The organism is Streptomyces sp. NPDC053048 (assembly GCF_044547045.1).
Lineage (GTDB): Bacteria > Actinomycetota > Actinomycetes > Streptomycetales > Streptomycetaceae > Streptomyces.
The window spans coordinates 299,967-325,929 of the sequence record NZ_JBITZS010000001.1 but is presented as its reverse complement, the minus strand read 5'-3'; the positions used below and the strand labels follow the sequence as shown (position 1 = coordinate 325,929).

The window sequence follows — 25,963 nt, the reverse complement described above, 5'->3', positions numbered from 1 at the left end:
TTCCTCATTCCTGCCGCCCCTGGTCAGGTGCCGTACCACTCCGCCGTCAGCCGCCGCCCGGCCACCGAGGGGTCCACGATGGCCGGCGGCTCCGGCTCACGGCCGGCTGTCATGTGTCGAACTCGCCGAGCCAGCTGCGCTCGATCAGGTGCTTGGGCAGGTAGTCGGACTCGACCTCGATCGGGAAGCCGGCGTCGTAGGCAAGGCACGTGATGGCCAGCAGCTCCCAGGCGACCTGCCCGGTGGACTCGCTCGCCCGCTCATCGTCGCTGGTCCAGTAGTCCTTGTGCCACTGCACAGCCTTGGCCAGTTCGGCGTTGAAGGCCTCTTGGTCGCCGGCGATGTAGCGGTAGAAGAGGTTGATCGGAGGGTAGATGATCCTCAGCATCGTCTCGCGATCGGTGACCTGGAGGACGTCGGGGTCCGTTCCGTCCATCGCGGCGACGAGCTTCTCGCCGATGTCGCCCCCGAGCCGCCACGTCTGGAGCGTTTCCACCCAGGGGTAGATGTACTCGTCGTACTCCGCGCCGGAATCCCGCAGCAGGGAAACCGGGACCTTGGCCAGCTCGGTGACCCGGTCCCTCTCACGGCAGATGACAGCGAGAAAGAATGCCGTGACCCAGTTCCCGGCATCTGTGGAGTAGGTGGTGCCGGTCGCTGGAATCGTGCGCACCTTGTGCGCGATCCGGCATTCCACCGTCTCTTCGGTGGTGGTTGCCGAAGCGAAAAGGGCAGAACCGATCTGCATCGCGGCGGTGACCGCTTCCCATGTCGGGAGCAGGGAGGCGTCGGCGTTCACGGCCAGGTGCGTATTCGCGGCGAGCAGCGACGAATGGAACGCCATATTGAATCCGCGCGGCGACCCCTCCAGGGCCTCGACCTTGCGCATGACGCTGGCGTCGAGCCGCTCGGCACGTTGCGCCGCATCATCAGCGGGAAACTTGTGGCGCGGTACCGTGACTGCCATTCGAGGCCCTTCCTTAATCGATGTCGAAATGGTTCATGATGTAGCCTGCATACTTTTCGCCGTTGGGATTCCCCTTGACGAGCACATAGTCTAGCTTGCCTGCGTCCAGGGCATCGCTCAGCTTGTCGGCGAGCTCGATCTCCCCCCGGTCCACCATTTTGATGAGGATTGTTTCGAAATATTCGCGGGTTCCCTGCGCGACGCGACGCTTCTTGTGCGGTCCCGCGCCCCAGCGGTCCTTGAGTTCAGTCCCCGGCGCGGACTTGGCCTCGACCACGACATAACGGCCGTCCTTGGTCTCGTATATCTGGTCGAAGCGGTCGTTTCCGCGCGCCCTGTCGTCGATGCGCTTCACATCGCCATAGTGCTCCGGTACGGCGTGATATTCGGCCGCATTCTCACCGAACATCTCGGTGGCATCCGTCTTCACTCTGTGCGCGGCGGACAGTTTCGCGTCCGCCTCGTCAAGCTTTGCCTTCAGAGCGTCGTCCGTCTTGCCAGTGGCGTCGTAGGCCTTTTCGGCAGCCTTGAAGTCGTCCTCCGCCTTTTTCAGATCGTCGAGCGATGTCTGACGCTTCTTGGCCGCCGCCTCGAGGTCGTCGAGCCGGCCGGGAGGAATCTTCTTCAGATCGCCCGGACGGTCCTGCTCCCACTTGAACGTCGGGTCCTCCGACGGCGGGAACTTGTTCGACCAAAGGCCGGTATTCGGATCCTTCCGCAGGATGGGGAGCTTGTATCCGTTTTCGTCCCGGGCAGTGGTGCTCCAGCGGTGACCGTCGGTCGGCCGGTAGTACCTGTCGAACCACTCCTGGTTGTTGTTGGCCTTCCACACCTGGTCGGCGACGGCCTCCGGCGTGGACGGCTTGGGGGTCGGCTTGGCGTCGGAGCCATCCGCAGCAGGACGCTGCCCGTCCGCGGTCGCGTCATCACCACGTCCGCTGGTGCGCGGAGTGGTGGTCGCATCGTCAGTCTGATGCGACGCGGTGTCCGCCTGGTGTGCCGCCTCGTCACCCTGGGAGCCGGGCTGTCCCTCCGGGCCATGCCCGCCGGAACCGGTCGGCGTGTGCGAGCCGCTGTCGGCGCGCGCGGCGGTCTCGGTGCTGTGGCCGCCCGTGTGGGTGGCGGCCTCGGCGCCTCGGCCGGCCGCGTGGGTGGCCGGGTTCGTCGGCAGGTCATGGGCAGGGCCCGACGGGGTGCGGCCTGCGCCGCCACCCGCCCCACTCGAGGACTCGTGGCTCGCTCGGGGCGTGTTGTCCCCGGCGCGACCCGCCGTCTCTGCCGCGCCGGCGCCGCTGTTGGCGTGAGCAGGCTGCCCCTGAGGCGCGTGGACGTCGCTGCCGACCTTGACCGGCGCGTTCTCGCCCACGCGGGCCGCCGTCTCCGTGGCGGCCCGGCCCGCGCCGACGCTCGCCAGCTCGCGATCGCGCGGGGCCGGCACGTCGTCCGCGCCGGGCTTGCGGCCGCCGGGCGTGCTCGGGTCCGGCTTGCCCGCTCCGGCGGCGGCCGCCTGGGGCTCGGACGAGTGCGGGGTCGACGGGTCGTGCGGGTCCGGCTTGCCCGCGCCGGCTGCTGCCACCTGAGGTTCGTGCCCGTGCGGAGTCGGGCCCGGCAGGCCACTGTCGGAGTGCGCCGCGACGTTGCCCGCGCCTCGGCCGCCCGGAGGCAGGGACGACTCCCCACCTCGGCCGCCACCGCCGGTGTGGGGCGCCGGGTTGTTCCCGTGCCCGCCGCCCGCGTGGGCAGCGTTGTCGACACCACGGCCACCGGTGTGCGCTGCCGCGTTGTCCGCGCTTCCGCCGCCCATGTGGGCGCCGTCCGCGCCTCGGCCACCGCCGTGCGACGCCATGTTGTCCGCACCGCCGCCCGTGTGCATGGAGGACGGGGCGTGCGATCCGGCTGTGGCGTCGCCGCCACGGCCCGCCGACGGAAGTGACGTTTCTCCGGAGTGGCCGCCCGTCCGCGGCGCGCCCGCGTTGTCGGCGAGGCCGCCGTTTCCGCCGGCATGGGCGGCGTTGTCGACGCTGCTGCCGCCGCCCGCGTGGACGAGGACCGGCTGGTCGGCGTGGGCGGCCACGTGCGACGGAGTGGAGGTGGCCGTCGACGGCGTCGGGATCTGCTGGTGGGCCACGCGGTCCGCAGCCGAGAGTTCGACCGGGATGGGGTTCGTGTGCGGGGTGCCCGACGGCGCGACCATCGTGCCGTTCTCGTGAAGAATCGTTCCGTCAGGGAAGCGGACCGAGTTGTCGGAGAACGTGGCCGGAGTCGCGCCGTGCGAGTCCCCGACCCTGACCGACGGCACGTCGTGCGGCACGTTCAGGCCGGCCGGGACGGCCTGGGGGCCGCCGAGGTTGGTCTTGAGGCCCGACATCAGGTCGCCGACCTTCGGGATCGTGACCTTGACGCCCTCGATGCCCTTGCCCAGGCCCTTGCCTATGTAGGTCATCGGGTCGATGATCTTGCCGGCCTTGCCCGCCACGTTCGCGATCTTGCCGACCGTGCCCGCCTTCGCGACGTTGCCCGCGCCCGTGATGGTCGTCAGGACGTTGAAGGTGACCGCACCCGCCGCACGCGCGGGGTTCTTGCCCCACTCGTCCCAGGCGACCATCGCCTTGCCGGCCTCGCGGGCGACCTTCTTCGAGTCCTGCACGAACTTGGGCAGCATCGAGTCCGGGATCATCCGGGTCGCAGGGATGGCGTAGACCGTCACACCGACGGCCAGCATGCCCAGGCCCTTCCACGCGTTCTTCATCGCGTCCCAGCCGTCGAAACCGACCAGGGTGCCCAGGCCCTTGACCGTGCCGACGACGCCGTCGATGATCAGGCCGTCCCAGACGAACGACTTCACCCAGTGGCCGACCTCGTACCAGTGGTGCTTCTCCTCCTCCGGCTGACCCCACGGCACCTTGGCGTGCTTGAGGTCATCGGCGGTGAAGCCGTACATGCCCTTCTTGTGGGTGCCGTCGTCGGCTATCCACTTGGTGCCGCCCTTCACCAGTCCGGTGATCTTGTTCGCGGCGTTGCGTTCGGCCGCGTAGAACGCCGCGACCGTCTCGTCGATGTCGCTGCGGATCCGCTTCTGGTGGGCGATCTTCTTCTCGTCGTACTCCCAGTCCTTGTCGTCCTTGACGGACTTGACGAAGTTCTCCGCCTCGGTCTTGAGCCTCTTGAGCTTCTCGGCCAGCGGCTTGACCTCACTCGCGTAGGAGGTCAGCGCCGAGGAGACCTTCTCCAGGTCGTCCCCGAAATCCTTCGCCTTGTCCCGCACCGGCAGGGTCGTCGCGAAGAGCGTGGCCGCTTCCGGCGCGTGGTAGTGAGCCGAAAGCGCCTGGAACTTGGTGTGGATATTCGCGCCGGTGTCGCGGATGTGCCCCGCGCCCTTCTTCAGCGTTCCGGCGTCCTTGTCCAGTTCCTCCAGGTTTCCCGTGAACTGCGGAACCTCGCTCGGGTCGAGCATTACGCCTTAGCCTCCCCCTGGCCCTGGCCGTGCCCTTGGCCCTGCTGTTGCTGCCACTTGGCCTTGCCGGCCAGTTCCTCCGGCGTCGGCGCCTGGGAGAAGGACTTCTGCGTATTGGCGGCCATCTCCATGTCGCCGGTCGCGTACGCCTTCGTGGCTTCCGCCGCACCGGTCAGCGACTTGGTCGTCCGCACCGCGACGTACTTGAGGTCGTCCTGCGTCTTCTTCGCGAACTCCGCCAGCGCCGCCGCCACCAGGCCGCCCCCGCCCTCGGGCGCCTTACCGCCCTTGGCGATGGTCCCCGCGTGCGTCCCCGCGTTCTTCATGGCGTTGGAGTAGGACGTGAACTCGCCCTGCAGCTTGCCCGCCACCTCACCGACGGTACCCAGGACCGAGCTCACACCGGCGATATCAATGTTCCATTTGCCCGACATGACGACCTACTCCCCCCTCTACGCAGAACTGCAGGACTCGCGGCGCGTCAGCCGATGTTGTCGACCGCGGACTTGGCCTTGGCCAGCGTGGACTGCGCCGTACCGTCGTTCTTCTCCATCGTCGAGCGCAGCAGCGTGATGATCTGACGCACTTCGGTGGCGGCCTTGTTCCAGCGCACTTCCTTGCCGTGGTACTCGTCGGAGACGCCGTCGGCCTTGAAGTCGGCCATCGCGGCCTTCACGGCCGCGTCGCGCTCGGTCAGCAGCGTCTCGATCCGCCCGATGATGCCCGCCAGCGACCCCTGCACCTCGCTCGAGGCACTGCCGTCGTAGCTCCGCCGGTCCGCGCCCGCGCCCGTACCCGCCATGATCAGATTCCCCCTTGCCTAGCGACCCGAGAAACGGGCCGCGTCGAAGTTCGCCGCCGCCATCTGCTGGCGCGCGTTGTCGGCCGACTCCTGGTCACCCGTACCGAACGCCGCGTCCATGCCCGACTGGCCGCCCAGAATCGCGCTCAGCGAACCGTTCAGGTCCTTGGCAATCCCGTCCGCATGCGTCTTGAAGAGGTCGAAGGCCTGCTTGCCCGCGCCGTTGAACTTCCCCTCGAGCGGCTGTGCGGCCTGAACCAGCAGCCGAACCAGACCGCCCAGGTCCTCATTCGACCCACGCGTCTTCGAAACCAGTCCGGACAGGGCCGTGTTTCCCATGTCGAACTTCACGAGCTCACCCCCATGCGCCACATACGTCACTTAGCTTCGAACATGTCTATCAACATCATCAACATGATCACAAAGCGCTTACGCCGCTGACGGGGACTCTGTTACAGGATCACGCCAGTCATTACGTGCCTGTGAAAGTCACGCCGACACCGACACCGACACTCTGTCAGGCACCACTGACAACGGGCCGCGCCCGGGACGGCACGATGCCGTCCCGGGCGCGGCCCGTCCTGCTTCTGCTTCCCTACGCGCTCAGCGCCGCCCCGCCTCCGCGCAGCTCGAACCACACCTGCTTGCCGACCAGCTCCAGGCCGTCCCACACCCACGTCACACCCGACGCGTGCGCCAGGTGCCGTACGAGCGTCAGCCCTCTGCCGCCCTCACCGAATTCGCCGGGCCTGCGCGGCCAGGGCAGTCTCCCCGGATCGTCATCGCGGACTGCTACGACCACACCGTTCGCCCCGGCCGTCAGCTCGACCGTGAGCTCCGGCACGCGCGCGTGCCGCACGACGTTCGCGACTGTGTCGGAGACGCAGATCCTCGCGGGCTCAATCAGCAGCCGGCGGTCGGCCGCCACCAGTGCGGCCGTCACGAACTCGCGGGCCAGGCGAGCCGTCGTCGGCGCCGCCGGGGCCGTCAGGCTGTAGCACTCCCCCTTCACCGGCCGGCCTCCGGCCTGTGCGGGTGCGGGTGCGCGTGGCGGTGCCGGGGCACGACGTTGATGCCGTGCGCGGTCAGCACGATGTGGTGGCATGCCGGGGATTGCGGCTGTGGGGTGGGGGGTTGGTGAGGCCCCCTCGCCCATGCGGTCAGACGGCGGATAAGGTCTCGCATGTCGACGCTCCTTGAGCAGCGTTGGCCATGCCCCGGGGCCGAGTCAGCGGTCGCCGGGGTCCGGTACGTCACGTGAGCGTAGAGCGTGATATAGCAGGCTGCATCGCGATGACCATTATGTGTCTCGACTAGTGCGCCATGGCTTGCATACCTTACGTATGTGATCGAATTCGCTCCGGATATTCCGCGCTGGCGCCAGGTCGCCGAGGTGATCCGTCAGCGCATCAAGGACGGCACCTACCAGCCCCGCACCCGCGTGCCGTCAGTGCTCCAACTGACGGAGGAGTTCGGCATCGCCAGCGTCACCGCCCACAAGGTGCACCGCGCCCTGCGCGCCGAAGGTCTCATCTACACCGAGCCCGGCATGGGCTCGTTCGTCTCCAAGGACCTCCCCCGCTGATCACGCGCCCAGCAGTTCGCCGAACTCCGTGAACATCTCGGCCACCGCCGCGTCCGCCGCCTTCGACCTGGCGGCGAAGCTGACGAACCCGTGGATGAGCCCGGGGTACATGTGCTTCCTGACCGGCACCCCGGCGGCGATGAGGGCGTCGGCGTAGGCCAGGCCCTCGTCGCGCAGCGGGTCGTACTCCGCGCAGCCGATGACGGCCGGTGCGAGGCCCGTGTGGCTGCCGGCGCGGAGGGGTGAGGCCGGGGGGAAGTCGGCGGCGGGTGCGCCGGCAAGGTAGAGCTCGGTGACACGTTCGATCCTGGCCGTGGTCAGCGCGTATCCCGTGGCGTTCCGTGTGCGCGACGGGTGGCCGCCCTTGCCGCTGAGGTCGGTGACCGGGTAGGCGAGCAGTTGGGCCGCCAGGGGGCGTCCTTCGTCGCGGAAGGCCAGGGCCACCACGGCGGCCAGGTTGGCGCCCGCGCTGTCTCCCGCCACGGCGAGCGGGCCACCGCCGTAGTCGGTGAGGTGGTCGCCGACGGTGCTCGTCACCGCCACGCAGTCGTCGAACCCGGACGGGAAGGGGAACTCCGGGGCCAGCCGGTAGCCGACGCCGACCACCACCGCGCCCACGTCCCGGCACAGCCTGCGGCAGACGCCGTCGTGGGTGTCGAGGTCGCCGACGACGAAGCCGCCGCCGTGGAAGTACACGACCGTCGGCATCGGTACCGTGCCGCTGCCGTTGTCGGCGGCGGCCTCGGGGCGGTAGACGCGTACGTGCACCCCGGCGACCGTGTCGTCGGTGACCGAACCGACCTCGATCGGCGGATCGGGCGCGACGGCGAGCGCGAGCGCCCGGTCGGCCGCGCGCATCTCGGCGACGGAGGGCTGGGTGACGGGCTGCGGCCCGTCGAGGCCGAACTGTTTCAGCAGCGCCGCGATAGACGGGTCTACGGGCATGGCCGGTGCTTCCCCGCACCCATCCGAGCGTTCCTCCGCTCCACCGGCTCGTACGGCTCCACCGGCTTGGACGGCTCGACGGGTTCCGCCGGTTCGACGGGCTGGACGGGCTCCATGGGCTCGTGCGGGCCGGCAGGGACCACGGGCTCGAGCGGATGAAACGGTTCCAGCGGTTCCGTGGGCTCCACCGGCTCCATGGGCTGATGCGCCGTCGGCGACCGTTCCCCACGCTCCTCCCCCCGCCTGGGCTTCGCCATCCCGTCTCCTCCATGGTCGGTGGCCTGCCCGACGGTGGCCTGGCCGGCCGTGGTCGCGTGTCGCTGTCTCCCACCACACGCTAAGCAGGTGGTCGCCGACCCGCCACCGCTCCCGCTCCGGCGGTACCGTCGTCGTGTGACCAGCGGGAAGAGCTCCGGCTCGCGAGCCGGGCAGCGCATCGTCGAGCGTCTGTCGGACGACTCCCTGCGCAAGAACACCGGCCGGGGCTGGGCCGAATGGTTCACGGTCCTCGACGAAGCGGAAGCCGTCGGACTCGGACATTCCGCCATCGCGCGCCTTCTCACGCAGACGCACGACGTCCCCGGGTGGTACGCCCATTCGATCACGGTCGGCTACGAGCAGGAGCGCGGCCTGCGCGAGGTGGGCCAGACGTGTGCGGGCGACTACCAGGCCGGTGGCAACAAGACCGTCAACGCCGCGGCCGGCCGGGTCATCGATGCGTTCGTGGACGACGCACAGCGACGGGCATGGCTCCCCGACGCGGACTTCGCCGTCCGTACCCACCGGCCCGCGATGTCCGTGACCGCCGACTGGGACGGTGGCAGCAGCCGCGTCTCCGTGTACCTCGTCATCAAGTCGGAGGCGAAGACGCAGATCTCGCTCTCCCACACCAAGCTCTCCGACGCGGAAGCCGTGGCGACGTACAAGGCGTTCTGGAAGGAGCGCCTGGCCGCTCTCAAGGAGGTCCTGGAGTCGTCCGGCGAAGCCGGCAGTGCACGACCTTGACCCATCGGCCCCGGACGGCCCTAAAGCCCGCCCGTCGCAGTCGCAGGGGCCGCCCCGGCCAGCAGGTCGCCGATCGCCCTGCCGAGTTGTTCGCGCGCGCCCGGGTCCGTGACGGTTCCGTCCGCGCCGGCCGCCCCCGGGCCCAGCGGAATCCGCACGCACGCCTCCTCGACGATGCCGGCCCCGGTGTAGCCGAGCACCGTCCGCAGCGTGGCGTCCGCGCCCTGGCCGCGGCCGGCGGGCGCGACGTTCACCCAGGCGACGGGCTTGTCGCAGATCTCGGTGCCGCCGACCGTCCAGTCGAGCAGGTTCTTGAACGACCCCGGCAGCGTGCCCGCATACTCAGGGGCGCAGATCAGCACGGCCGTGGCCTCGGCCATGGCCGCTCGGAGCTCCGTCACGGGGCGGGGCAGCGGGTCGTGGTCGTCGTCGGGGTTGAAGTGCGGGAGGCTTGGCAGCCCGTCGTAGAGGACGGTGCGTACCCCTGCCGGGGCCACGGCCTGTGCCGTGCGCAGCGCGGCCTCGTTGGACGATCCCGCACGCAGGCTTCCGGACAGCAGGAGGATCACAGGCGGTGAGGTGGGCATCCGCCCAACCTATCCCGGCGGTGCGTCGGCCCTGCCGGTCAGTCCCTCGGTCTCAGTCCCTCAGACCTCAGTCCCTGCTGATCAGCAGCAGCGCCCTGTCGTCGTTGACGTCCTTCGCCACCGCCTCGATCAGGTGCCAGGCCGCGCCGTGGAAGCCGGATGTGACGTAGCGGTCGGCCTCGCCGGTGAGGCGGTCCATGCCTTCCGTCAGGTCGCGTTCGTTCGTCTCGACCAGGCCGTCCGTGAAGAGCATCAGGACGTCGCCGGGGCGCAGCGTGCCCTTGACCGGGTCGAACTCGGCGCCGTCGTAGACGCCCAGCAGTGGGCCCTCGGCGCATTTCTCCTCCCAGCGGCCGGAGCCCGCGCTGAGGTGGAGGCCGGGGACGTGGCCGGCGGAGAGGAGTTCGTAGTCGCCGGTGTCCAGGTCGAGGACGAGGTGGACGGAGGTGGCGAAGCCCTCGTCCCAGTCCTGGCGCAGGAGGTAGCCGTTGGCGGCGGGCAGGAAGTCGTGGGGCGGGAGGGAGCCGAGGAGGCCGCCGAAGGCGCCGGAGAGCAGGAGGGCCCGGGAGGCCGCGTCCATGCCCTTGCCGGAGACGTCGGTGAGGACGACCTCCAGGGTGCGGCCGCCGTTGGTGCGGGCGCCGACGACGAAGTCGCCCGAGAAGGACTGGCCGCCGGCCGGGCGCAGGGCCATCTCGCGGTGCCAGCCGCGCGGCAGTTTGGGCAGTTTGCTCTGGACGCGGATCCGCTCGCGCAGGTCGAAGAGCATCGTTCCGCCACGCCGCCAGGGCACCCCGACCCGGCTGCGGAACTGTGCGATGAGCAGCCCGAGGAGGCCGACCGCCGCGACGACGAGGATGGTGCCGGGGCTGACCCTGTCGGTGCCGCGGTGGTGGCCGTCCAGGACCGCCGACTCCGTGATGAGGGCCGCTGCCGCCGCCGCGTACAGCCCGAGCAGGCTGGCGGGGCGCAGCAGCAGTCCGCCGGCGACGATGGGCAGGACGAGCGCCGCCGGCGCGCACCACTCGGGCTGGGCGATCGTGCCCCAGGCGAGGGCCGGGATCGACGCCAGCAGTGCGGTCAGGGCGAGCCAGTCGGAGCCGTCGCCCCGGAAGTAGTCGACACCGGCCTTGCGCACGCTCGTTCGGGCCCGGTGCAGTGCTTTGCGCATCCGGGCCGTCGGGGTCTCCGCACCGCCAGTCATTGCATCGGGACCTTATCCACCCATTCGGCGGTGCGTCGATTCACGCCGCGCCGACACGGCTGCCGTGAGGGCGCCGGGCGGCCACCCGGAGAGCAACCATATGCGAAATTCGTTCGTTTGAACGGCAATAGGCTGCCGTGGCCCGATTTTGGCCGTGGACCTGCGTGGACGCGGCGTGGCGCGGGCGTTGCATTGTCGGCCGCCCGCAACAGAGTTCACCTACGGCTCATACGCAACAGATGGTGTGCGGTTGCGCTTGTCGGTGTTCACGGGCGCGCGCGGAGTGCCGCGCACGCCGGGGCATGTGGCCGTTTATCAGTTCTTCTGGTTGTCGGTTCTTGTCGGTCTCGTCAGTTCTTCTGGCAGTCGGGGCACCAGAAGAGGTTGCGGGCCGCCAGGTCCGCCGTGCGGATCTCTCCGCCGCAGATGTGGCAGGGCTGCCCGGTACGGCGGTAGACGTACACCTCACCACCGTGGTCGTCCACCCGGGGCGGACGTCCCATCGCCTCCGGCGTGTGCTCGGGGCGCACGGTGTCGATGCGGTTGTTGCGGACGCCCTCGCGCATCAGCGCCACCAGGTCCGACCAGATTCCGTCCCACTCGGACCGGGCCAGCTCACGGCCCTGGCGGTACGGGTCGATGCCGTGCCGGAAGAGGACCTCGGCGCGGTAGACGTTGCCGACGCCCGCCACGATCTTCTGGTCCATGAGGAGGGCCGCGACCGTGGTGCGGCTGCGCGCGATGCGCGCGTACGCGGGCTCGCCGTCGTGCTCCGGGCGCAATGGGTCCGGGCCCAGGCGGTCGTGTATCGCCTGCTTCTCGGTGTCCGTGATCAGGGTGCAGGTGGTCGGCCCGCGCAGGTCCGCGTACGAGTCCGCGTTCGCCAGGCGCAGGCGCACCGTCGCGGTGGGCGGCGGGGCCTGCCCCGCGCCCCAGGTGTACTTGCCGAAGAGGCCGAGGTGGATGTGGACCCAGCCGAGCCCGGCGAAGCCGAGGAAGAGGTGCTTGCCGTGGGCCTCGGCCGTCTCCAGGACCTGGCCGTCCACCAGGGCCGCGCTGTCGGCGAACTTGCCCTGCGGGCTGGACGCCCGCACCGTTCGGCCCGCGAAGGCCTCGGTGTGGTCCGCCGCCAGGCGGTGGATCGTATGCCCTTCGGGCATGGGGGTCTTTCCTCCGACGTGTTCGGGTCGGTTCTGGCCTCGAGCCGGTGGCCGGCGTGCCCGCCGCCGCGTGGCGGCGGGCACGTCCTGAAACCCTCAGTCCTGCTGCGGGTGGTGGGCCGGGATCGGGGGGAGTTCGCCCGTCGTCTCGTAGTGGCTCAGCATCTCGATGCGGCGGGTGTGCCGTTCGTCACCCGAGTACGGGGTGGCCAGGAAGATCTCGACGAACTTCGTCGCCTCCTCCTGGGTGTGCATCCGGCCGCCGATGCTGATCACGTTGGCGTTGTTGTGCTCGCGGCCGAGCGCGGCCGTCTGCTCGCTCCAGGCCAGCGCGGCCCGGACGCCCTTGACCTTGTTCGCGGCGATCTGCTCGCCGTTGCCCGAGCCGCCGATGACGATGCCGAGGCTGTCGGCGTCGGCGGCGGTCCGCTCCGCGGCGCGGAGGCAGAACGGCGGGTAGTCGTCCTGGGCGTCGTAGATGTGGGGACCGCAGTCGACGGGCTCGTGGCCATGGGCCTTGAGCCACTCGACGAGGTGGTTCTTCAGTTCGTAGCCGGCATGGTCGGAGCCGAGGTACACGCGCATGCCCCGAGTGTGGCATGAACGCGGGCCCCGGCCGGTCAGCAGGGGCACCGGTGACGCGACCGGTAACGCTGAGTGAACACAACGAAATGGATTCAGGTCTTCCTAAAGTCACCTTCGAAAAGTTCTAATGCGGTGGCTCGTAACCCGAGAACCAAAGGAACAACCCGAAGGAACGTGCATATGAGCGCGACACCGCCGACCATGACGAAGGGGTCGACGACCGGCGATCCCGGCCACGCCCCGGAGGCGGGCGGGGACGGTCTCAAGGCCGGTCTCAAGAACCGTCACCTGTCCATGATCGCCATTGGTGGTGTGATCGGCGCCGGCCTCTTCGTGGGTTCCGGTTCCGGCATCGCCGCCGCCGGCCCCGGCATCCTCCTCTCCTACGCACTCGTCGGCGCCATGGTCGTCTTCGTGATGCGCATGCTGGGCGAGATGGCCGCGGCCAACCCGACCTCCGGCTCGTTCTCCGCCTACGCGGACCGGGCGCTCGGCCGCTGGGCCGGTTTCACCATCGGCTGGCTGTACTGGTTCTTCTGGGTCGTGGTGCTGGCGGTCGAGGCGACCGCGGGTGCCGCCATCCTCAACGGCTGGATACCGTCCGTCCCGCAGTGGGCCTGGGCCCTGATCGTCATGGTCGTGCTCACCGCGACCAACCTGGCGTCGGTCAGCTCGTACGGCGAGTTCGAGTTCTGGTTCGCGGGCATCAAGGTCGTGGCGATCGCCGCGTTCATCGTCATCGGCGGGCTCGCGATGTTCGGCCTGCTCCCCGGCTCGGACAACCCGGGCGCGGGTCTGGACAACCTCACCGCGCACGGCGGCTTCCTGCCCAACGGCCCCGGCGCGATCCTCACCGGTGTGCTGATGGTCGTCTTCTCCTTCATGGGCAGCGAGATCGTCACCCTCGCCGCCGGCGAGTCGGAGGACCCGCAGCGCGCCGTCCGCCAGGCCACCAACAGCGTCATCTGGCGTATCGCCGTCTTCTACCTGGGCTCGATCCTCGTCGTGGTCTCCCTCCTCCCGTGGGACTCCAAGGAGATCATCGAGAAGGGCAGCTACGTCGCCTCCCTGGACTCGATCGGCATCCCGCACGCCGGCCAGGTCATGAACGTCATCGTGCTGACCGCCGTGCTGTCCTGCCTGAACTCCGGCCTCTACACCGCCTCCCGCATGGCCTTCTCCCTCGGCCAGCGCGGTGACGCCCCCAAGGCGTTCGCCGTCGTCAACAAGCGCGGTGTGCCGATGGCCGCGATCCTCGGCTCGGTCGTCTTCGGCTTCCTGTCGGTGATCTTCAACTACGTGTGGCCCGACACCGTCTTCAAGTTCCTGCTGAACTCCTCCGGTGCCATCGCCCTCTTCGTGTGGCTGGTCATCTGCGTCACGCAGCTGAAGTTCCGCGGCATCATCAAGCGCGAGATGCCCGAGCGCCACTTCGTGAAGATGTGGCTCTTCCCGTACCTGACCTGGGCCACCATCGGCATGATCACCTTCGTGCTCGGCTACATGGTCTACGACGGCGGCGACAACCGTCAGCAGGTCCTGCTCTCCACCCTCGTGGGCGTGCTCGTCCTCGTCATCGGCCTGGTCGTCGACCGCCGCCACCGCGCGGCCGCCGGCGCCGGGAAGTAACGAAGTAACGCAGTAACGGGGTCGTACCCCGAAGGGGTCGTACCGCGTCGTCAGCCGACGCGGAACGACCCCTTCGTCCTTTCGTAGACCGCCAGCGCCGTGCTCTCGGCGGCGTCGGCGTACCAGACGCTCACCTGGTACGTCCGTCCTCCCTCCTCGAACCCCAGCTGACGGCCCTGCCGCTGCTGCCCGCTCTGCAGGAAGGCGTACTCCCAGACGACCGCGGGGTTGCCGGAGAACGTCGTCCGTTCCAGCCTGATCTTGCGGTAGCCCGGGGTGTCGTGGAAGCCCTCCTCGAACCGCTGCCAGTGCGTCAGCAAATCCTCGGTCTTTCGGCCCTGCTTGGCCGAGAGCTCGATGCCGCCGTCCTTCGAGGTGTAGGTCACGTCGCTCGGGCTCTGCTGGGTGCGGTTCCAGCCGGCGGGCGGTACCCAGCTGAAACCGTCCTCGGTACGGCGGGCGGTGGCGGGAGCGGATGGCTGAGCGGACGCCGGAGCGGACGCCGGAGCGGACGCGGTGGGCTTCGCGGGCGCCGGGGAGCTCACCGAGGGACGGCTCGTGCCGCCTGTCACCCCCGCCGCCGTGCCCCCCTCTCCTTTGTCCGTCCCCTGCATCGCCAGGACGATCACGGCGATGACGACCGAGACCGCCACCACCGCGCCGGCGGTGAACACGGCCGTCCGGTGCCCGCGCCGGGCGCCCCGCGCAGGCGGTACGGGCGCGGGCGCCGGCGGGGCCACGGGCGACGGCAGCGGCGGCAGTTCGGTGACGGCGACCGCCGTCGGCGGGTGCGGGACCGGCTCCGGGGGCGGGGGTTCCAGCAGGGCGGCCAGGGTCTCCTCCGTGGTGTCGAGGTTCGGCCGCCGGGCGGGTTCCTTCAGCAGCAGGCCGGCCAGCAGTTCCCGCAGCGGGCCCCCGGCCGTCGGGATCTCGGGCTGCTCGTAGAGGACGGCGTGCAGAGTGGCCATGGTGGTCGCGCGGCTGAAGGGCGAGTGACCGGCCACCGCCGCGCACAGCGTCGCGCCCAGCGACCACAGGTCGGACGGCGGGCCCTGCAGCCGCCCCTCGATCCGTTCCGGCGCCATGTAGTCCGGGGAGCCGACCAGGGTTCCGGCCATCGTCAGGGCCGCGGCGTCCTGCATCGCCGCGATGCCGAAGTCGGTGAGGACGATCCGGCCGCGCGCGGTGAGCAGGACGTTGCCGGGCTTGATGTCACGGTGCAGCACGCCGACCGCGTGCACCGCGCGCAGGGCGCGCGCCAGCCCCAGCCCGATCCGCGCGGCCTCGAGCGGGGCGACCGGACCCTCGCGCACCAGCACCTGCTCCAGCGAGCGGCCGTCGACGAGCTCCATCACGATCCACAGCCGCTGGTCCTCCTCGGCGACGTCGTAGACGCGCACCACGTTGGGGTGGTCGATACGGGCCGTGGCCCGCGCCTCCCGCAGACTGCGCTCCCGCTGGACCGCGCTCTCCTCCCCCATGAGCCCGTCGATGCGGATCTCCTTCGCCGCCACCCGCCGGCCCAGCGTCTCGTCGGTGGCGCGCCACACCCGCCCCATTCCGCCGCGCCCGATCAATTCCAGCAGCCGGTAACGGCCCACCACGAGCCGCCCCTGCATCTCACCACTCGAATTCCCCACCAGGCCCGCCCCCATTGCGGAATTACCTTTCCGCACCTTCGGACATTGGAATCTTGTGGTACCTATTCAAATACTTCCGCAGGGAGCGGAGATAGGGGGGAGCGAAAATGTTCCGAAGTTATCCGCGAATGCGCCGCCTGGCGCCGGTGGCCGTGACGGCGGTGGCGTTGCTGCCGTTCAGCGCCTTGGCGGACGAACCCGCCCCGGGCAGCAGCCAGGGCGGCAGCCCGGCTGCCAGTGCGCCCGCCGGCTACAAGGTCAGCACACAGCTGCCGAAGAAGATATCTGTGGACAAAAAGACGGGGAACACCAGTCTGACCGCGACGGTCCGTAATGGCGAGGCCAAGGAAATCGGCGCGATCAAGCTGAAGGTCGTGGGATTCGAGGGATTGCGCATCACTGCCGTGGAGGGCTGCACGGCCATTCCCACCGGACAGCTCCCGCCGGGTTCCAACAGCGGATACACCTGCGCCGTCGATAAACTCGCGGCCGGCCAGAGCCGCACGTATCGCGTCTCGGCGGCGTTCGACCTGCGGAAGGCCGGCCAGGTCTGTCTGCCGGTCACCCTGGGCGACACGAAGACGCTGCTGTGGCAGCAGGGCCCCGTGCACTTCGGGACCACCGACACCAGTTCCGACGCGCCCGACACCCCCCTGCTGCTGGGCACCAAGAACGTCCCCTCCGGATCCGCCGCGACCCCCGGCGGCGCGACACCGAGCAGCGGCGGCGGCACCGCTTCACCGAGCGGTTCACCGAGCACCGCCCCGACCGCCGCGCCGAGCAGGACCACGGGCGGCGCCGCGCCGACCACCGGTCCCGGCCGCACCGGCGGTCCGGCCACCACCGCCCCGTCCCCGACCAAGAGCGCGGGCAAGCCCGCGGCCACCGCGACCGACGACTACGACGAGGACGAGCTGGCCCGTACCGGCGCCTCGCCCACGCTGCTGATCCTCGCGGCTCTCGTCGCCGCCCTCCTGCTGGCCGCCGGCGCGACCGGCCTCTGGCTGACGCGCCGGCGGAGCGGCGGCCGCCACTGAGACCTCCTCGCCGTCCGCCGCATACGAACCGGGCCCGCACCCCCGACTTGGGGATGCGGGCCCGGCCCGTAGGTAGTACGTAGGAAAAGGAGGTGCTCAGCCCCGCTTGCCCAGCAGCTTCCAGGCGGCCGGCAGCGCGCCCATGGCCAGCGCGGCCTTGAGGACGTCACCGATCAGGAACGGGGTCATGCCCACCGCCACGGCCTCGGTGAGCGGCATGTGGGCGGCCAGCGCGAGGTAGGGGACGCCGACCGCGTAGATGATCGCGGAACCCAGCGCCATCGTGCCCGCGGTGCGCAGCACGGAGCGGTCGGCGCCGCGACGGGCCAGGGCGCCGACGACGGTGGCGGCCAGCAGCATGCCCAGGACGTAGCCGAAGGACGGGAACGCGGCGCCGGACTTGGCCTCGGCGAACCAGGGCATGCCCGCGATGCCGGCCACGGCGTACAGGGCGAGGGAGAGGAAGCCTCGGCGCGCGCCGAGGGCGGTGCCGACGAGCAGCGCGGCGAAGGTCTGGCCGCTGACCGGGACCGGGGAGCCGGGGACGGGCACGGCTATCTGCGCGGTGATGCCGGTCAGCGCGGCGCCGCCGAGGATCAGGGCCGCGTCGCGGACGCGGGCGCGGCCGGCGGTGGAGGCGGGCAGCAGATCGGCGAGGACCGTACCGGTACGGGTACGGGTGACGTGGGCGGTAGCGGTGGCCATCGGTACTCCGCGTGGTGGGGACAAGTAAAGGACAGCCCGACGTTAGCCGAGCGTGATCCCGTGAGCACCGGACAGCAGTGACAAGGCGGACCGCCGAGCTTTGGCGGGTTCCGCGCGCCGTGCGTGGGTCGGGTCCGTAACGGGAAGAAGTTGCTTGCGTAAACGTGATGCTTGTCACGAGAGGCCCTGTGCGGCTTGGCTGGGGCCACCCGGCCGGGGGAATCTGGAACCGCTCCTTGCGTTTGTGCGCGCTCTGCGTTTTTCCGCGCGCCTCGCGCCGCACCACGCACAGATCCGGAAGTACCACCCATGCACGACGCACAGCTTGTCGCCGAGCCACTGGCCGACGGCGGGAAAGAGCCGCTGGCCGCCGGGCTCAAGCAGCGGCACCTGACGATGCTGGGGCTGGGCGGTGTCATCGGCGCCGGCCTGTTCGTCGGCTCGGGTGCCGGGATCGCCGTGGCCGGGCCCGGGATCATCGTCTCGTACCTGATCGCGGGCGCGCTCGCGATGCTGGTGATGCGGATGCTGGGCGAGCTCTCCTCGGCGATGCCCGCCTCCGGCGCCTTCTCGGTGCACGCCGAGCGCGCGCTGGGCCGGTGGGCCGGGTTCACGGTGGGCTGGCTGTACTGGTTCCTGCTGGTGGTCGTGCTCGCCGTGGAGGCGACCGGTGCCGCGCAGATCGCGCACGGCTGGGTGCCGTCGGTGCCGCAGTGGGGCTGGGTGTTGATCTTCATGCTGGTCTTCACGACCGCGAACCTCGCGGCCGTGAAGAACTTCGGCGAGTTCGAGTTCTGGTTCGCCGCGCTGAAGGTCGGGGCGATCGTCCTCTTCCTCGGGCTGAGCCTGCTGGCCATCTTCGGGCTGCTGCCGGACACCGACGCGGTCGGGATGTCCAACCTCACCGGCCAGGGCGGCTTCCTGCCCAACGGCTGGGCCGGTGTGGTCTCGGGCGTCCTCGCCGTCGTCTTCGCCTTCGGCGGCCTGGAGGTCGTCACGATCGCCGCCGCCGAGTCCGACGACCCCGCGCGGGCCGTGGGCCGGGCGGTGCGCAGCGCCGTGTGGCGCATCCTCTTCTTCTACGTGGGCTCGATGCTGGTCATCGTCACCCTGCTGCCGTGGTCGGCCATGAAGCCGGGGCAGAGCCCGTACGTGGCCGTGCTGGACCACATCGGGGTGCCGTCGGCCGGGCAGATCATGAACATCGTGGTGTTCGTGGCGCTGCTGTCCGCGCTGAACGCCAACCTCTACGGCTCGTCGCGGATGGTCTTCTCGCTCGCCGAGCGGGGCGAGGCACCGCGCTCGCTGCTGAAGGTGTCCGGGGGCGGCGTGCCGCGCCGGGCGGTGCTGGCGTCGGTGGCGTTCGGTTTCGCGTCGGTCGTCCTCAACCTGAAGTGGCCGGACTCGATCTTCCACTATCTGCTGAACGCGGTGGGTGCCGTCCTGCTGTTCGTCTGGGGCCTGATCGCCGTCTCCCAGCTGCGGCTGCGGCGGCGCATCGAGCGCGAGATGCCGGAGCGGCTGACGCTGCGGATGTGGTGCTTCCCCTATCTCACGTGGGCGGCGCTGGCCGGCATGGGCGGCGTGCTGGTCCTGATGCTGACCGACGACGGCGCCCGGCCGCAGCTGGCGTGGTCGGCGGCGGCGACGGGGGCGGTGCTCGTGGTGGCGTTCCTGCGGGAGCTCCGCCTTCGGCGGACCGGGGCCACGGCCTCGGCCGGCCGGGCCGACGACGACGCGTCGTAGTCGTAGACGCGTCGTCGTCGTAGGGGACGGCGGCCGTCCGCCCAGCGGACGGTCACCGGGCCCAGGGACGAACCGGCCGAGCCGGCCGACGTGCACCGGGCCCGGCCGGACCCGCACCGGGCCCGATCGGGCCCACCGGGCCCCACCGGCCCACCCCCCGGTAACCCGGCTCCCAAGAGCCAGGTTCCGGTTTTGCCGATATGTCAGACACGGACGGTCATACATCTGTCCGAATATCGGATACCTGTGTAAGGGGTATTGTCCTCAGCCAACATCGCCCCGACACTGAGGCAACTTTTCCGCTCTCACTCAACGGGGCACTCACGATCATGACTGGTATACCCTCCCCGCCGGCGGCGTGCGGCACCCCCGCGCCCGATGCGGTCCCGGTGGACCCGCAGGCGGAATCCCCCCTGTCGCACGGGCTCAAGCAGCGCCATCTGTCGATGATCGCGCTGGGCGGCGTCATCGGCGCCGGGCTCTTCGTCGGGTCCGGCGCGGGCATCGCCGCCGCCGGACCGTCGATCGTGCTGGCCTATGCGGCCTCCGGGCTGCTGGTGATGCTCGTGATGCGCATGCTCGGCGAGATGTCGGCGGCCAACCCGGCCTCCGGCTCCTTCTCCGTGCACGCCGACCGGACGATCGGGCCCTGGGCGGGCTTCACCTCGGGCTGGGTGTTCTGGACCCTGCTGTGCGTGGCCGTCGCCGCCGAGGGCATCGGCGCGGCGTCCATCATGACCGGCTGGTTCCCCGGCACCGAGTCATGGATGTGGGTGGCCCTGTTCATGGTCATGTTCACCGTGTCCAACCTGGCGGCGGTGAGCAACTTCGGCGAGTTCGAGTTCTGGTTCGCCACCCTCAAGGTCACGGCGATCGCGGTCTTCCTGGTCCTGGGCGTCCTGGCCGTCCTCGGCCTGCTGCCCGGCACCGACGCCCCCGGCGCCGACAACCTCACCGGTAACGGCGGCTTCTTCCCGATGGGCGTCAACGGCCTGGTCGTGGGCCTGCTCGCGTCCGTCTTCGCCTACGGCGGCCTGGAGACGGTGACCATCGCCGCGGCCGAGTCCGAGCACCCCCGCAAGGGCGTCGCCAAGGCTGTGCGCACCGCGATGTGGCGCATCGCGCTCTTCTACGTCGGCTCGCTGCTGATCGTCGTCACCCTGATCCCGTGGGACCACCCGTCGGTCGTCAAGGGCCCCTATGTCGCCGTCCTCAACCACCTCGAGATCCCCGCCGCCGGCCAGATCATGAACGTGGTCGTGCTGATCGCCCTGCTGTCCGCGATGAACGCCAACATCTACGGCTCCTCGCGCATCGCCTTCTCGCTGGTCACCCGCGGCCAGGGGCCGAAGGCCCTCGGCAAGGTCAAGCGCGGCGTCCCGCGCAACGCGGTGATCGCCTCGGCCGCCTTCGGCTACCTCGCGGTGCTGCTCAGCTACTGGTGGCCGACCACCATCTTCAAGTGGCTGCTCAACATGGTGGGCGCGGCCACCCTGGTGGTCTGGGGCTTCATCGCCGTCTCCCAGCTGGTGGGCCGGCGCCGCATCCCCAAGGACCAGCTGATCGTCAGGATGTGGCTCTTCCCGTACCTGACCTGGCTGGCCCTGGCCGGGATCATCGGGGTGCTCGCCCTGATGCTGCGCGAGGAGGAGACCCGCCTCCAGCTGTACTTCACCGGCGGCCTCACGCTCGTCCTCGCCGTGACCGGATACGTGCGCCAGCGCATGGCGGCCGCACGCACCTGACGCCCGGCAGCGGCACCGTCGACCACCCACTCCCCGAGGCGGGGTAGGTCCTGATCTTCAGGACCTACCCCGCCTCCGTCTTTGGACCGAAGCCCGCCCCCTCTACCGCTTCTGACGAGTACTTACTGGTAGCGTCTACCTGCAAGTTAATTGCAATAAGCAGTCGGAGGGCTCGGCATGGCCATCTACACACTTCCCGAACTTCCCTACGATTACGCGGCGCTGCAGCCCGTCATCGACGCGAAGATCATCGAGCTGCACCACGACAAGCACCACGCGGCGTACGTCAAGGGCGCGAACGACACCCTCGAGCAGCTCGCCGAGGCCCGCGACAAGGACCAGTGGGGCGCGATCAACGGCCTCGAGAAGAACCTCGCCTTTCACCTCTCCGGCCACATCCTGCACAGCATCTACTGGCAGAACATGACCGGCGACGGCGGCGGCGAGCCCCTGGACAAGGACGGCGTGGGCGAGCTCGCGGACGCCATCGCCGAGTCCTTCGGTTCCTTCGCCAAGTTCAAGGCGCAGCTGACCAAGGCCTCCGCCACCACGCAGGGCTCCGGCTGGGGCGTGCTCGCCTACGAGCCGATCAGTGGCCGCCTGATCGTCGAGCAGGTCTACGACCACCAGGGCAACGTGGGCCAGGGCTCGGTCCCGATCCTGGTCTTCGACGCCTGGGAGCACGCCTTCTACCTGCAGTACAAGAACCAGAAGGTCGACTTCATCGACGCCATGTGGGCCGTCGTCAACTGGCAGGACGTCAACGCGCGCTACCTCGCCGCGAAGGAGAAGGGCAGCTCCATCATCCTGGCGCCCTGATCACTTGAACACTCCTCGAGTGCTCCTTGAGGGCTGTTCAAGAGCCCCCGAGACCGCCTGCTCGTGATCGTCTTCTCACCCTTCACGTGGCAGGCACCGGGCAGGCCCCCGCGCGTTCGGATCGCGCGGGGGCCTGCCCCCATTCCACCAGGAGACCGCCGGAAGGCCGTCAGGCCCTCCCGAACGCCTCTCCCGTCACCGTGAACTCCCTCGCCAGCCCCGTCTCGTGCAACCGGGCGAACGGAGTGAAGGGCACGCCCAGCTCGGACTTGCCCCGGTCGAAGTTCCACGCCTTCTGCGCAGCGAAACGGTAGTCGACGGCCGTCGCGCCCTCGGCGGTCACCCGCACCGTGCCCGTCAGCCGGAACTCCACGCAGCGCAGGGCCAGCCACCAGTCGGCGCTCACGCGCCGGGTGATCAGTACGTCGCGCCAGCCGCTGTCGGCGGGGTACGCGGCGGCCGCGCGGGCCCCGGCGCGCCACCGCGCCAGGGCCTCCACCCGCCACTGCGCCAGCTGCGCCTCGGCCGCCTCCCGCACGACGGGCAGGGCGAGCAGCGCCTCGGCGTCCACCCGGTAGGGGGAACCGGTGCCGCGCAGGTAGTGCCGCAGCACCCCCGCCGCGTTCCGCAGCCCCAGCAGCGACCACAGGACGCGCAGCGCGTGGCCGCCGGCCAGCGTCAGCAGGTCGTACGGGCGTACGGGCAGCTCCGCGTGGCCGGCGTTGCCACAGGGCGGCTCGGCCTCGGCCCAGCCGCCGTCACGGCCGAGCGGCCGGGAGAGGTCGACCTGGTCCATACCGGGACATTAAGGGACCTTTCGCGGGGTCGCCCGTTCTACGGTCCCTCAAGACACCGGACGGGTCACCGGACGGGTCACCGGACGGGTCACCGGACGCGTCAGTCGAAGACCGGCCCCTGCGTCCGCGTCCGCTTGATCTCGTAGAAGCCCGGCGTCGAGGCGACCAGCAAGGTGCCGTCCCACAGCCGGGCCGCAGCCTCGCCCTTCGGGGCGGGAGTGACGACGGGGCCGAAGAAGGCCACCTCCGTGCCCTCGGGGCCGGGGACGGCGATCACCGGGGTGCCGACGTCCTCGCCGACCTTGTCGATGCCCTCCTTGTGGGACACCCGCAGGTCCGCGTCGTACGCGTCGGTGTCCGCGGCGTCCGCGAGGCGCGCCGGCAGGCCGGCCTCCTCCAGGGCGGCGAGCATCGTGTCGCGGTTCTGCGGCAGGCCCTGGTTGTGGAAGCGGGTGCCGAGCGCGGCGTAGAGGCGGCCGACCGCCTCGTCGCCGAACTCCTTGCCCGCCGCGATGCACACCCGCACCGACTTCCAGGCGTCGACCCGCAGGAACTCGCGGAACTGCTCGGGCACCTCGTCGATCCTGTGCTCGTTGAGCACCGCCAGGCTCATCACATGCCAGCGCACGTCCACCGGGCGCACCTTCTCGACCTCCACCATCCAGCGCGAGGTCATCCAGGCCCAGGGGCAGGCGGGGTCGAACCAGAAGTCGGCGGTCACTCTCTCCGCGGTCACGCGAATCTCCTCTGACGTCTCTGAACTGGGTGGACGGTCAGCGATTCAACCAGCACGCACCGTGCCATGATTCCTGATGTTCGAAATACGTGACGAAGACGACGTGTCGAAGACGAGGGAGCCGCGACGTGCCCGGTGAGAACCTGACCCGCGAGGAGGCCCGCGAGCGGGCCCGGCTGCTGACCGTGGACGCCTACGACGTGGCGCTCGATCTGCGGTCCGCTGTGGGGCCGGGCCCCGAGCCGCGGACGTTCCGGTCGGTGACCACGGTCCGCTTCCGCTGCGCCGAGCCCGGCGCCGGCACCTTCGCCGACCTGGTGGCGCCCTCGGTCACCTCCGTCACCCTCAACGGCCGCGAGCTGGACACCAAGGCGGTCTTCGACGGCACGCGGATCGCCCTGGACGGCCTCGCCGCCGAGAACGTCCTCGTCGTCGACGCCCAGTGCGCCTACAGCCGCACCGGCGAAGGCCTGCACCGCTTCGTCGACCCCGAGGACGGCGAGGTCTACCTCTACACCCAGTACGAGCCCGCCGACGCCCGCCGCGTCTTCGCGAACTTCGAGCAGCCGGACCTCAAGGCCCCCTTCACCTTCTCGGTGACCGCGCCCGCCGACTGGACCGTGCTGAGCAACGGCGAGCAGGACGGGGAGCCGGAGAAGACCGACGTCTCCTCCGCCACCTGGCGCTTCGTGCCGACCGCGCCGATCTCCACCTACATCACGGCCGTCGTGGCCGGCCCCTACCACGTCGTGCGCGACCACTACAGCCGCACGTTCGCCGACGGGACCGTGCAGGAGATCCCGCTGGGCGCGCTGTGCCGCAAGGGCCTGGCCCGCCACTTCGACGCGGACGACATCTTCACCGTCACCAAGCAGGGGCTGGACTTCTTCCACGACCACTTCGACTTCCCCTACCCCTTCGGCAAGTACGACCAGGCGTTCGTGCCGGAGTACAACATCGGGGCCATGGAGAACCCGGGCTGCGTGACCTTCCGCGAGGAGTTCGTCTTCCGCGGCAAGGTGACGCGCACGGCCTACGAGCGCCGGGCCAACGTCATCCTGCACGAGATGGCGCACATGTGGTTCGGCGACCTGGTCACCATGGAGTGGTGGGACGACCTGTGGCTCAAGGAGTCGTTCGCCGACTTCATGGGCTCCTTCTCGCAGGTGGAGGCAACACGCTTCGACAGCGCCTGGATCACCTTCGCCAACAACCGCAAGTCCTGGGCCTACCGCGCCGACCAGCTGCCCTCCACCCACCCCGTCACGGCCGACATCCACGACCTGGAGGACGCCAAGCTCAACTTCGACGGCATCACCTACGCCAAGGGGGCCTCGGTCCTCAAACAGCTGGTGGCCTACGTGGGCCGCGACGCCTTCCTCGAGGGCGCCCGCCGCTACTTCAAGCGCCACGCCTACGGCAACACCCGCCTGGAGCACCTGCTGGAGGTGCTCGAGGAGACCTCCGGCCGGGACATGGCCGCCTGGTCGCGGTCCTGGCTGCAGACGGCCGGCGTCAACTCGCTCACCCCGCTGGCCACCTACGACTCCGCCGACCGCATCACGGAGCTGGCGATCCTTCAGGAGGCCCCGGAATCGCACCCCGAGCTGCGCCCGCACCGGGTGGCCGTCGGGCTGTACCGCAGGCGGGAGGCGAGCGGCGCGCTCGAGCGCTACGCCCGTGCCGAGGTCGACGTCGCCGGGCCGCGCACGGTGGTCGAGGAACTGGCGGGCGCCGAGCGGCCCGAGCTGATCCTGGTCAACGACGAGGACCTGACGTACTGCAAGATCCGCTTCGACGAGGGCTCGCTGGCCACCCTGCGCGAGCGCCTGGGCGACCTCACCGACCCGCTGGCCCGCGCCCTGTGCTGGTCCGCGCTGTGGAACCTCACCCGCGACGGGCTGCTGCCCAGCCGCGACTACCTCGAGCTGGTGCGGCGCTTCGCGGGCGCCGAGACCGACATCGGCGTGCTGCAGATGGTCCAGTCCTGGGCCACCGGCGCGCTCACCCACTACGCGGCCCCCGACTCGCGCGAGGCGGCCTGCCGGGAGCTGGCCGGCAGCGCGCTGAGCGAGCTGCGGCTGGCCGAGCCCGGCAGCGGCCACCAGCTGGCGTGGGCGCGGTTCTTCGCGCAGCTCGCGGGCACGGAGGCGGACCTGCAGCTGCTGCGCGGCCTGCTCGAGGGCACCGCGCGCATCGACGGGCTCGAGGTCGACCAGGAGCTGCGCTGGGCGTTCCTGGGCACCCTCACCGCGCGGGGCGTGGCCGACGAGCCGGCGGTGGCAGCCGAGCTGGCCCGCGACAACACCGCCTCCGGCCGCAGGCACCAGGTGCGCTGCCTGGCCGCCCGTCCGTCCGCCGAGGTCAAGGCCGAGGCGTGGGCGGCGGTCGTGGACTCCGACGCGCTGTCCAACGCGCTGGCCGAGGCCACCATCGCAGGCTGGGGGCAGCCGGACCAGCGCGACCTGCTGGCGCCCTTCGCCCCGCGCTACTTCGAGGTGATCGAGCGCGTGTGGCGGGAGCGGTCCATCGAGATCGCCATGGCCGTCGTCCGCGGCCTGTTCCCGTCCCTGCAGGACAGCCCGGAAACGCTGGCGGCCACGGACTTCTGGCTGGCCACGCACGCGGATGCCCCGCCTGCCCTGCGGCGGCTGGTGCTGGAGGCGCGGGACGACCTGGCGCGCGCCCTGCGCGCGCAGGAGTGCGACGTGGCGGCCGCCCGGTAGGCGTCTCACCACCGTCGTCACGGGTCTTCACGAAACCTTCAAATCCATTGCAAGAACACGGGGTTGTCCGGAAATCCCGACGGGTACGT

General features: G+C 70.2%; 23 protein-coding genes. 8 read left to right on the top strand and 15 right to left on the bottom strand.

The genetic code is table 11. The features are described 5' to 3' along the window. Positions 1-109: 109 nt before the first annotated feature. From ACIG36_RS01645 to ACIG36_RS01620, 6 genes are all read right to left on the bottom strand, one after another. A complete protein-coding gene (locus tag ACIG36_RS01645) occupies positions 110-967 on the bottom strand; it encodes an immunity 49 family protein (RefSeq protein WP_399920159.1) in 858 nt (285 codons plus the stop codon). Positions 968-980: 13 nt separating this feature from the next. Then, on the bottom strand, positions 981-4,421 hold the full coding sequence (locus ACIG36_RS01640; protein WP_399920157.1) for a hypothetical protein: 3,441 nt from the start codon (positions 4,419-4,421) through the stop codon (positions 981-983). After that, positions 4,421-4,855: a DUF6507 family protein gene (locus ACIG36_RS01635; protein WP_399920154.1), complete on the bottom strand. Its 435-nt coding sequence runs from the start codon at positions 4,853-4,855 to the stop codon at positions 4,421-4,423. The genes ACIG36_RS01640 and ACIG36_RS01635 overlap by 1 nt, the downstream gene beginning before the upstream one ends. Positions 4,856-4,902: 47 nt before the next feature. Beyond that, complete coding sequence (locus tag ACIG36_RS01630) at positions 4,903-5,223, bottom strand: pore-forming ESAT-6 family protein (protein ID WP_399920151.1); 321 nt, start codon at positions 5,221-5,223, stop codon at positions 4,903-4,905. Between the two features lie 18 nt (positions 5,224-5,241). After that, positions 5,242-5,574, bottom strand: a complete 333-nt coding sequence (locus ACIG36_RS01625) for a hypothetical protein (protein WP_399920148.1) — start codon at positions 5,572-5,574, stop codon at positions 5,242-5,244. A gap of 244 nt (positions 5,575-5,818) precedes the next feature. Then, positions 5,819-6,235 carry an ATP-binding protein gene (locus ACIG36_RS01620; protein WP_399920146.1) on the bottom strand — a complete coding sequence of 139 codons (417 nt, stop codon included), beginning with the start codon at positions 6,233-6,235 and terminating at the stop codon, positions 5,819-5,821. Positions 6,236-6,568: 333 nt separating this feature from the next. Between ACIG36_RS01620 and ACIG36_RS01615 the strand changes: the two genes are divergently transcribed. Then, a complete protein-coding gene (locus tag ACIG36_RS01615) occupies positions 6,569-6,808 on the top strand; it encodes a GntR family transcriptional regulator (RefSeq protein ID WP_399920144.1) in 240 nt (79 codons plus the stop codon). Here ACIG36_RS01615 and ACIG36_RS01610 read toward each other — a convergent pair whose 3' ends face one another. Next, positions 6,809-7,753, bottom strand: coding sequence for an alpha/beta hydrolase (locus tag ACIG36_RS01610; protein ID WP_399920141.1), 945 nt, complete (start codon positions 7,751-7,753; stop codon positions 6,809-6,811). A 393-nt stretch (positions 7,754-8,146) separates the two neighbouring features. Between ACIG36_RS01610 and ACIG36_RS01605 the strand changes: the two genes are divergently transcribed. Further along, on the top strand, positions 8,147-8,758 hold the full coding sequence (locus tag ACIG36_RS01605; protein WP_399920138.1) for a hypothetical protein: 612 nt from the start codon (positions 8,147-8,149) through the stop codon (positions 8,756-8,758). A 20-nt stretch (positions 8,759-8,778) separates the two neighbouring features. On the opposite strand, the gene ACIG36_RS01600 is transcribed toward ACIG36_RS01605, so the two are convergent. From ACIG36_RS01600 to ACIG36_RS01585, 4 genes are all read right to left on the bottom strand, one after another. Next, a complete protein-coding gene (locus tag ACIG36_RS01600) occupies positions 8,779-9,345 on the bottom strand; it encodes an NADPH-dependent FMN reductase (RefSeq protein WP_399920135.1) in 567 nt (188 codons plus the stop codon). Between the two features lie 67 nt (positions 9,346-9,412). Then, positions 9,413-10,549, bottom strand: a complete 1,137-nt coding sequence (locus tag ACIG36_RS01595) for a PP2C family protein-serine/threonine phosphatase (protein ID WP_399920132.1) — start codon at positions 10,547-10,549, stop codon at positions 9,413-9,415. A gap of 350 nt (positions 10,550-10,899) precedes the next feature. Further along, positions 10,900-11,709 carry an Fpg/Nei family DNA glycosylase gene (locus ACIG36_RS01590; RefSeq protein WP_399920129.1) on the bottom strand — a complete coding sequence of 270 codons (810 nt, stop codon included), beginning with the start codon at positions 11,707-11,709 and terminating at the stop codon, positions 10,900-10,902. Between the two features lie 96 nt (positions 11,710-11,805). Beyond that, positions 11,806-12,294, bottom strand: a complete 489-nt coding sequence (locus tag ACIG36_RS01585; RefSeq protein ID WP_399920126.1) for a ribose-5-phosphate isomerase — start codon at positions 12,292-12,294, stop codon at positions 11,806-11,808. A 201-nt stretch (positions 12,295-12,495) separates the two neighbouring features. Here ACIG36_RS01585 and ACIG36_RS01580 point away from each other — a divergent pair, with 201 nt between their 5' ends. Then, on the top strand, positions 12,496-13,923 hold the full coding sequence (locus tag ACIG36_RS01580; protein WP_399922116.1) for an amino acid permease: 1,428 nt from the start codon (positions 12,496-12,498) through the stop codon (positions 13,921-13,923). Positions 13,924-13,973: 50 nt separating this feature from the next. Here the strand turns inward: ACIG36_RS01580 and ACIG36_RS01575 are convergent, their stop codons facing one another. Further along, the gene (locus ACIG36_RS01575; protein ID WP_399920123.1) at positions 13,974-15,563 is read right to left on the bottom strand and encodes a serine/threonine-protein kinase; all 1,590 of its coding nucleotides are present in this window, start codon (positions 15,561-15,563) and stop codon (positions 13,974-13,976) included. Positions 15,564-15,670: 107 nt separating this feature from the next. On the opposite strand from ACIG36_RS01575, the gene ACIG36_RS01570 reads away from it, so the two are divergent. Next, on the top strand, positions 15,671-16,600 hold the full coding sequence (locus ACIG36_RS01570; RefSeq protein ID WP_399920120.1) for a hypothetical protein: 930 nt from the start codon (positions 15,671-15,673) through the stop codon (positions 16,598-16,600). A 96-nt stretch (positions 16,601-16,696) separates the two neighbouring features. Here the strand turns inward: ACIG36_RS01570 and ACIG36_RS01565 are convergent, their stop codons facing one another. Then, entirely contained in the window at positions 16,697-17,305 is a 609-nt protein-coding gene (locus tag ACIG36_RS01565; protein ID WP_399920117.1) for a biotin transporter BioY, read from the bottom strand. Between the two features lie 309 nt (positions 17,306-17,614). On the opposite strand from ACIG36_RS01565, the gene ACIG36_RS01560 reads away from it, so the two are divergent. The 3 genes from ACIG36_RS01560 (at position 17,615) to ACIG36_RS01550 (ending at position 21,615) form a co-directional block, all read left to right on the top strand. Beyond that, positions 17,615-19,051 carry an amino acid permease gene (locus tag ACIG36_RS01560; protein ID WP_399920113.1) on the top strand — a complete coding sequence of 479 codons (1,437 nt, stop codon included), beginning with the start codon at positions 17,615-17,617 and terminating at the stop codon, positions 19,049-19,051. A 329-nt stretch (positions 19,052-19,380) separates the two neighbouring features. After that, positions 19,381-20,796: an amino acid permease gene (locus tag ACIG36_RS01555; RefSeq protein ID WP_399920111.1), complete on the top strand. Its 1,416-nt coding sequence runs from the start codon at positions 19,381-19,383 to the stop codon at positions 20,794-20,796. Positions 20,797-20,973: 177 nt separating this feature from the next. After that, entirely contained in the window at positions 20,974-21,615 is a 642-nt protein-coding gene (locus ACIG36_RS01550; protein ID WP_225663787.1) for a superoxide dismutase, read from the top strand. A gap of 169 nt (positions 21,616-21,784) precedes the next feature. On the opposite strand, the gene ACIG36_RS01545 is transcribed toward ACIG36_RS01550, so the two are convergent. Beyond that, positions 21,785-22,411 (bottom strand): hypothetical protein, encoded by a 627-nt coding sequence (locus ACIG36_RS01545; protein WP_399920108.1) that lies wholly within the window; start codon positions 22,409-22,411, stop codon positions 21,785-21,787. Between the two features lie 101 nt (positions 22,412-22,512). After that, the gene (locus ACIG36_RS01540) at positions 22,513-23,148 is read right to left on the bottom strand and encodes a DsbA family protein (RefSeq protein ID WP_399920105.1); all 636 of its coding nucleotides are present in this window, start codon (positions 23,146-23,148) and stop codon (positions 22,513-22,515) included. Between the two features lie 128 nt (positions 23,149-23,276). Between ACIG36_RS01540 and pepN the strand changes: the two genes are divergently transcribed. Then, positions 23,277-25,874: an aminopeptidase N gene (gene pepN / locus ACIG36_RS01535; RefSeq protein ID WP_399920102.1), complete on the top strand. Its 2,598-nt coding sequence runs from the start codon at positions 23,277-23,279 to the stop codon at positions 25,872-25,874. The last annotated feature ends 89 nt before the right edge of the window (positions 25,875-25,963 follow it).

Coding starts and splice junctions, on each gene's coding strand:
- ACIG36_RS01645 (WP_399920159.1), bottom strand. CDS start 967: ATGGCAGTCACGGTACCGCGCCACAAGTTTCCCGCTGATGATGCGGCG.
- ACIG36_RS01640 (WP_399920157.1), bottom strand. CDS start 4,421: ATGCTCGACCCGAGCGAGGTTCCGCAGTTCACGGGAAACCTGGAGGAA.
- ACIG36_RS01635 (WP_399920154.1), bottom strand. CDS start 4,855: ATGTCGGGCAAATGGAACATTGATATCGCCGGTGTGAGCTCGGTCCTG.
- ACIG36_RS01630 (WP_399920151.1), bottom strand. CDS start 5,223: ATGGCGGGTACGGGCGCGGGCGCGGACCGGCGGAGCTACGACGGCAGT.
- ACIG36_RS01610 (WP_399920141.1), bottom strand. CDS start 7,753: ATGCCCGTAGACCCGTCTATCGCGGCGCTGCTGAAACAGTTCGGCCTC.
- ACIG36_RS01600 (WP_399920135.1), bottom strand. CDS start 9,345: ATGCCCACCTCACCGCCTGTGATCCTCCTGCTGTCCGGAAGCCTGCGT.
- ACIG36_RS01595 (WP_399920132.1), bottom strand. CDS start 10,549: ATGACTGGCGGTGCGGAGACCCCGACGGCCCGGATGCGCAAAGCACTG.
- ACIG36_RS01590 (WP_399920129.1), bottom strand. CDS start 11,709: ATGCCCGAAGGGCATACGATCCACCGCCTGGCGGCGGACCACACCGAG.
- ACIG36_RS01585 (WP_399920126.1), bottom strand. CDS start 12,294: ATGCGCGTGTACCTCGGCTCCGACCATGCCGGCTACGAACTGAAGAAC.
- ACIG36_RS01580 (WP_399922116.1), top strand. CDS start 12,496: ATGACGAAGGGGTCGACGACCGGCGATCCCGGCCACGCCCCGGAGGCG.
- ACIG36_RS01570 (WP_399920120.1), top strand. CDS start 15,671: ATGTTCCGAAGTTATCCGCGAATGCGCCGCCTGGCGCCGGTGGCCGTG.
- ACIG36_RS01565 (WP_399920117.1), bottom strand. CDS start 17,305: ATGGCCACCGCTACCGCCCACGTCACCCGTACCCGTACCGGTACGGTC.
- ACIG36_RS01560 (WP_399920113.1), top strand. CDS start 17,615: ATGCACGACGCACAGCTTGTCGCCGAGCCACTGGCCGACGGCGGGAAA.
- ACIG36_RS01555 (WP_399920111.1), top strand. CDS start 19,381: ATGACTGGTATACCCTCCCCGCCGGCGGCGTGCGGCACCCCCGCGCCC.
- ACIG36_RS01550 (WP_225663787.1), top strand. CDS start 20,974: ATGGCCATCTACACACTTCCCGAACTTCCCTACGATTACGCGGCGCTG.
- ACIG36_RS01545 (WP_399920108.1), bottom strand. CDS start 22,411: ATGGACCAGGTCGACCTCTCCCGGCCGCTCGGCCGTGACGGCGGCTGG.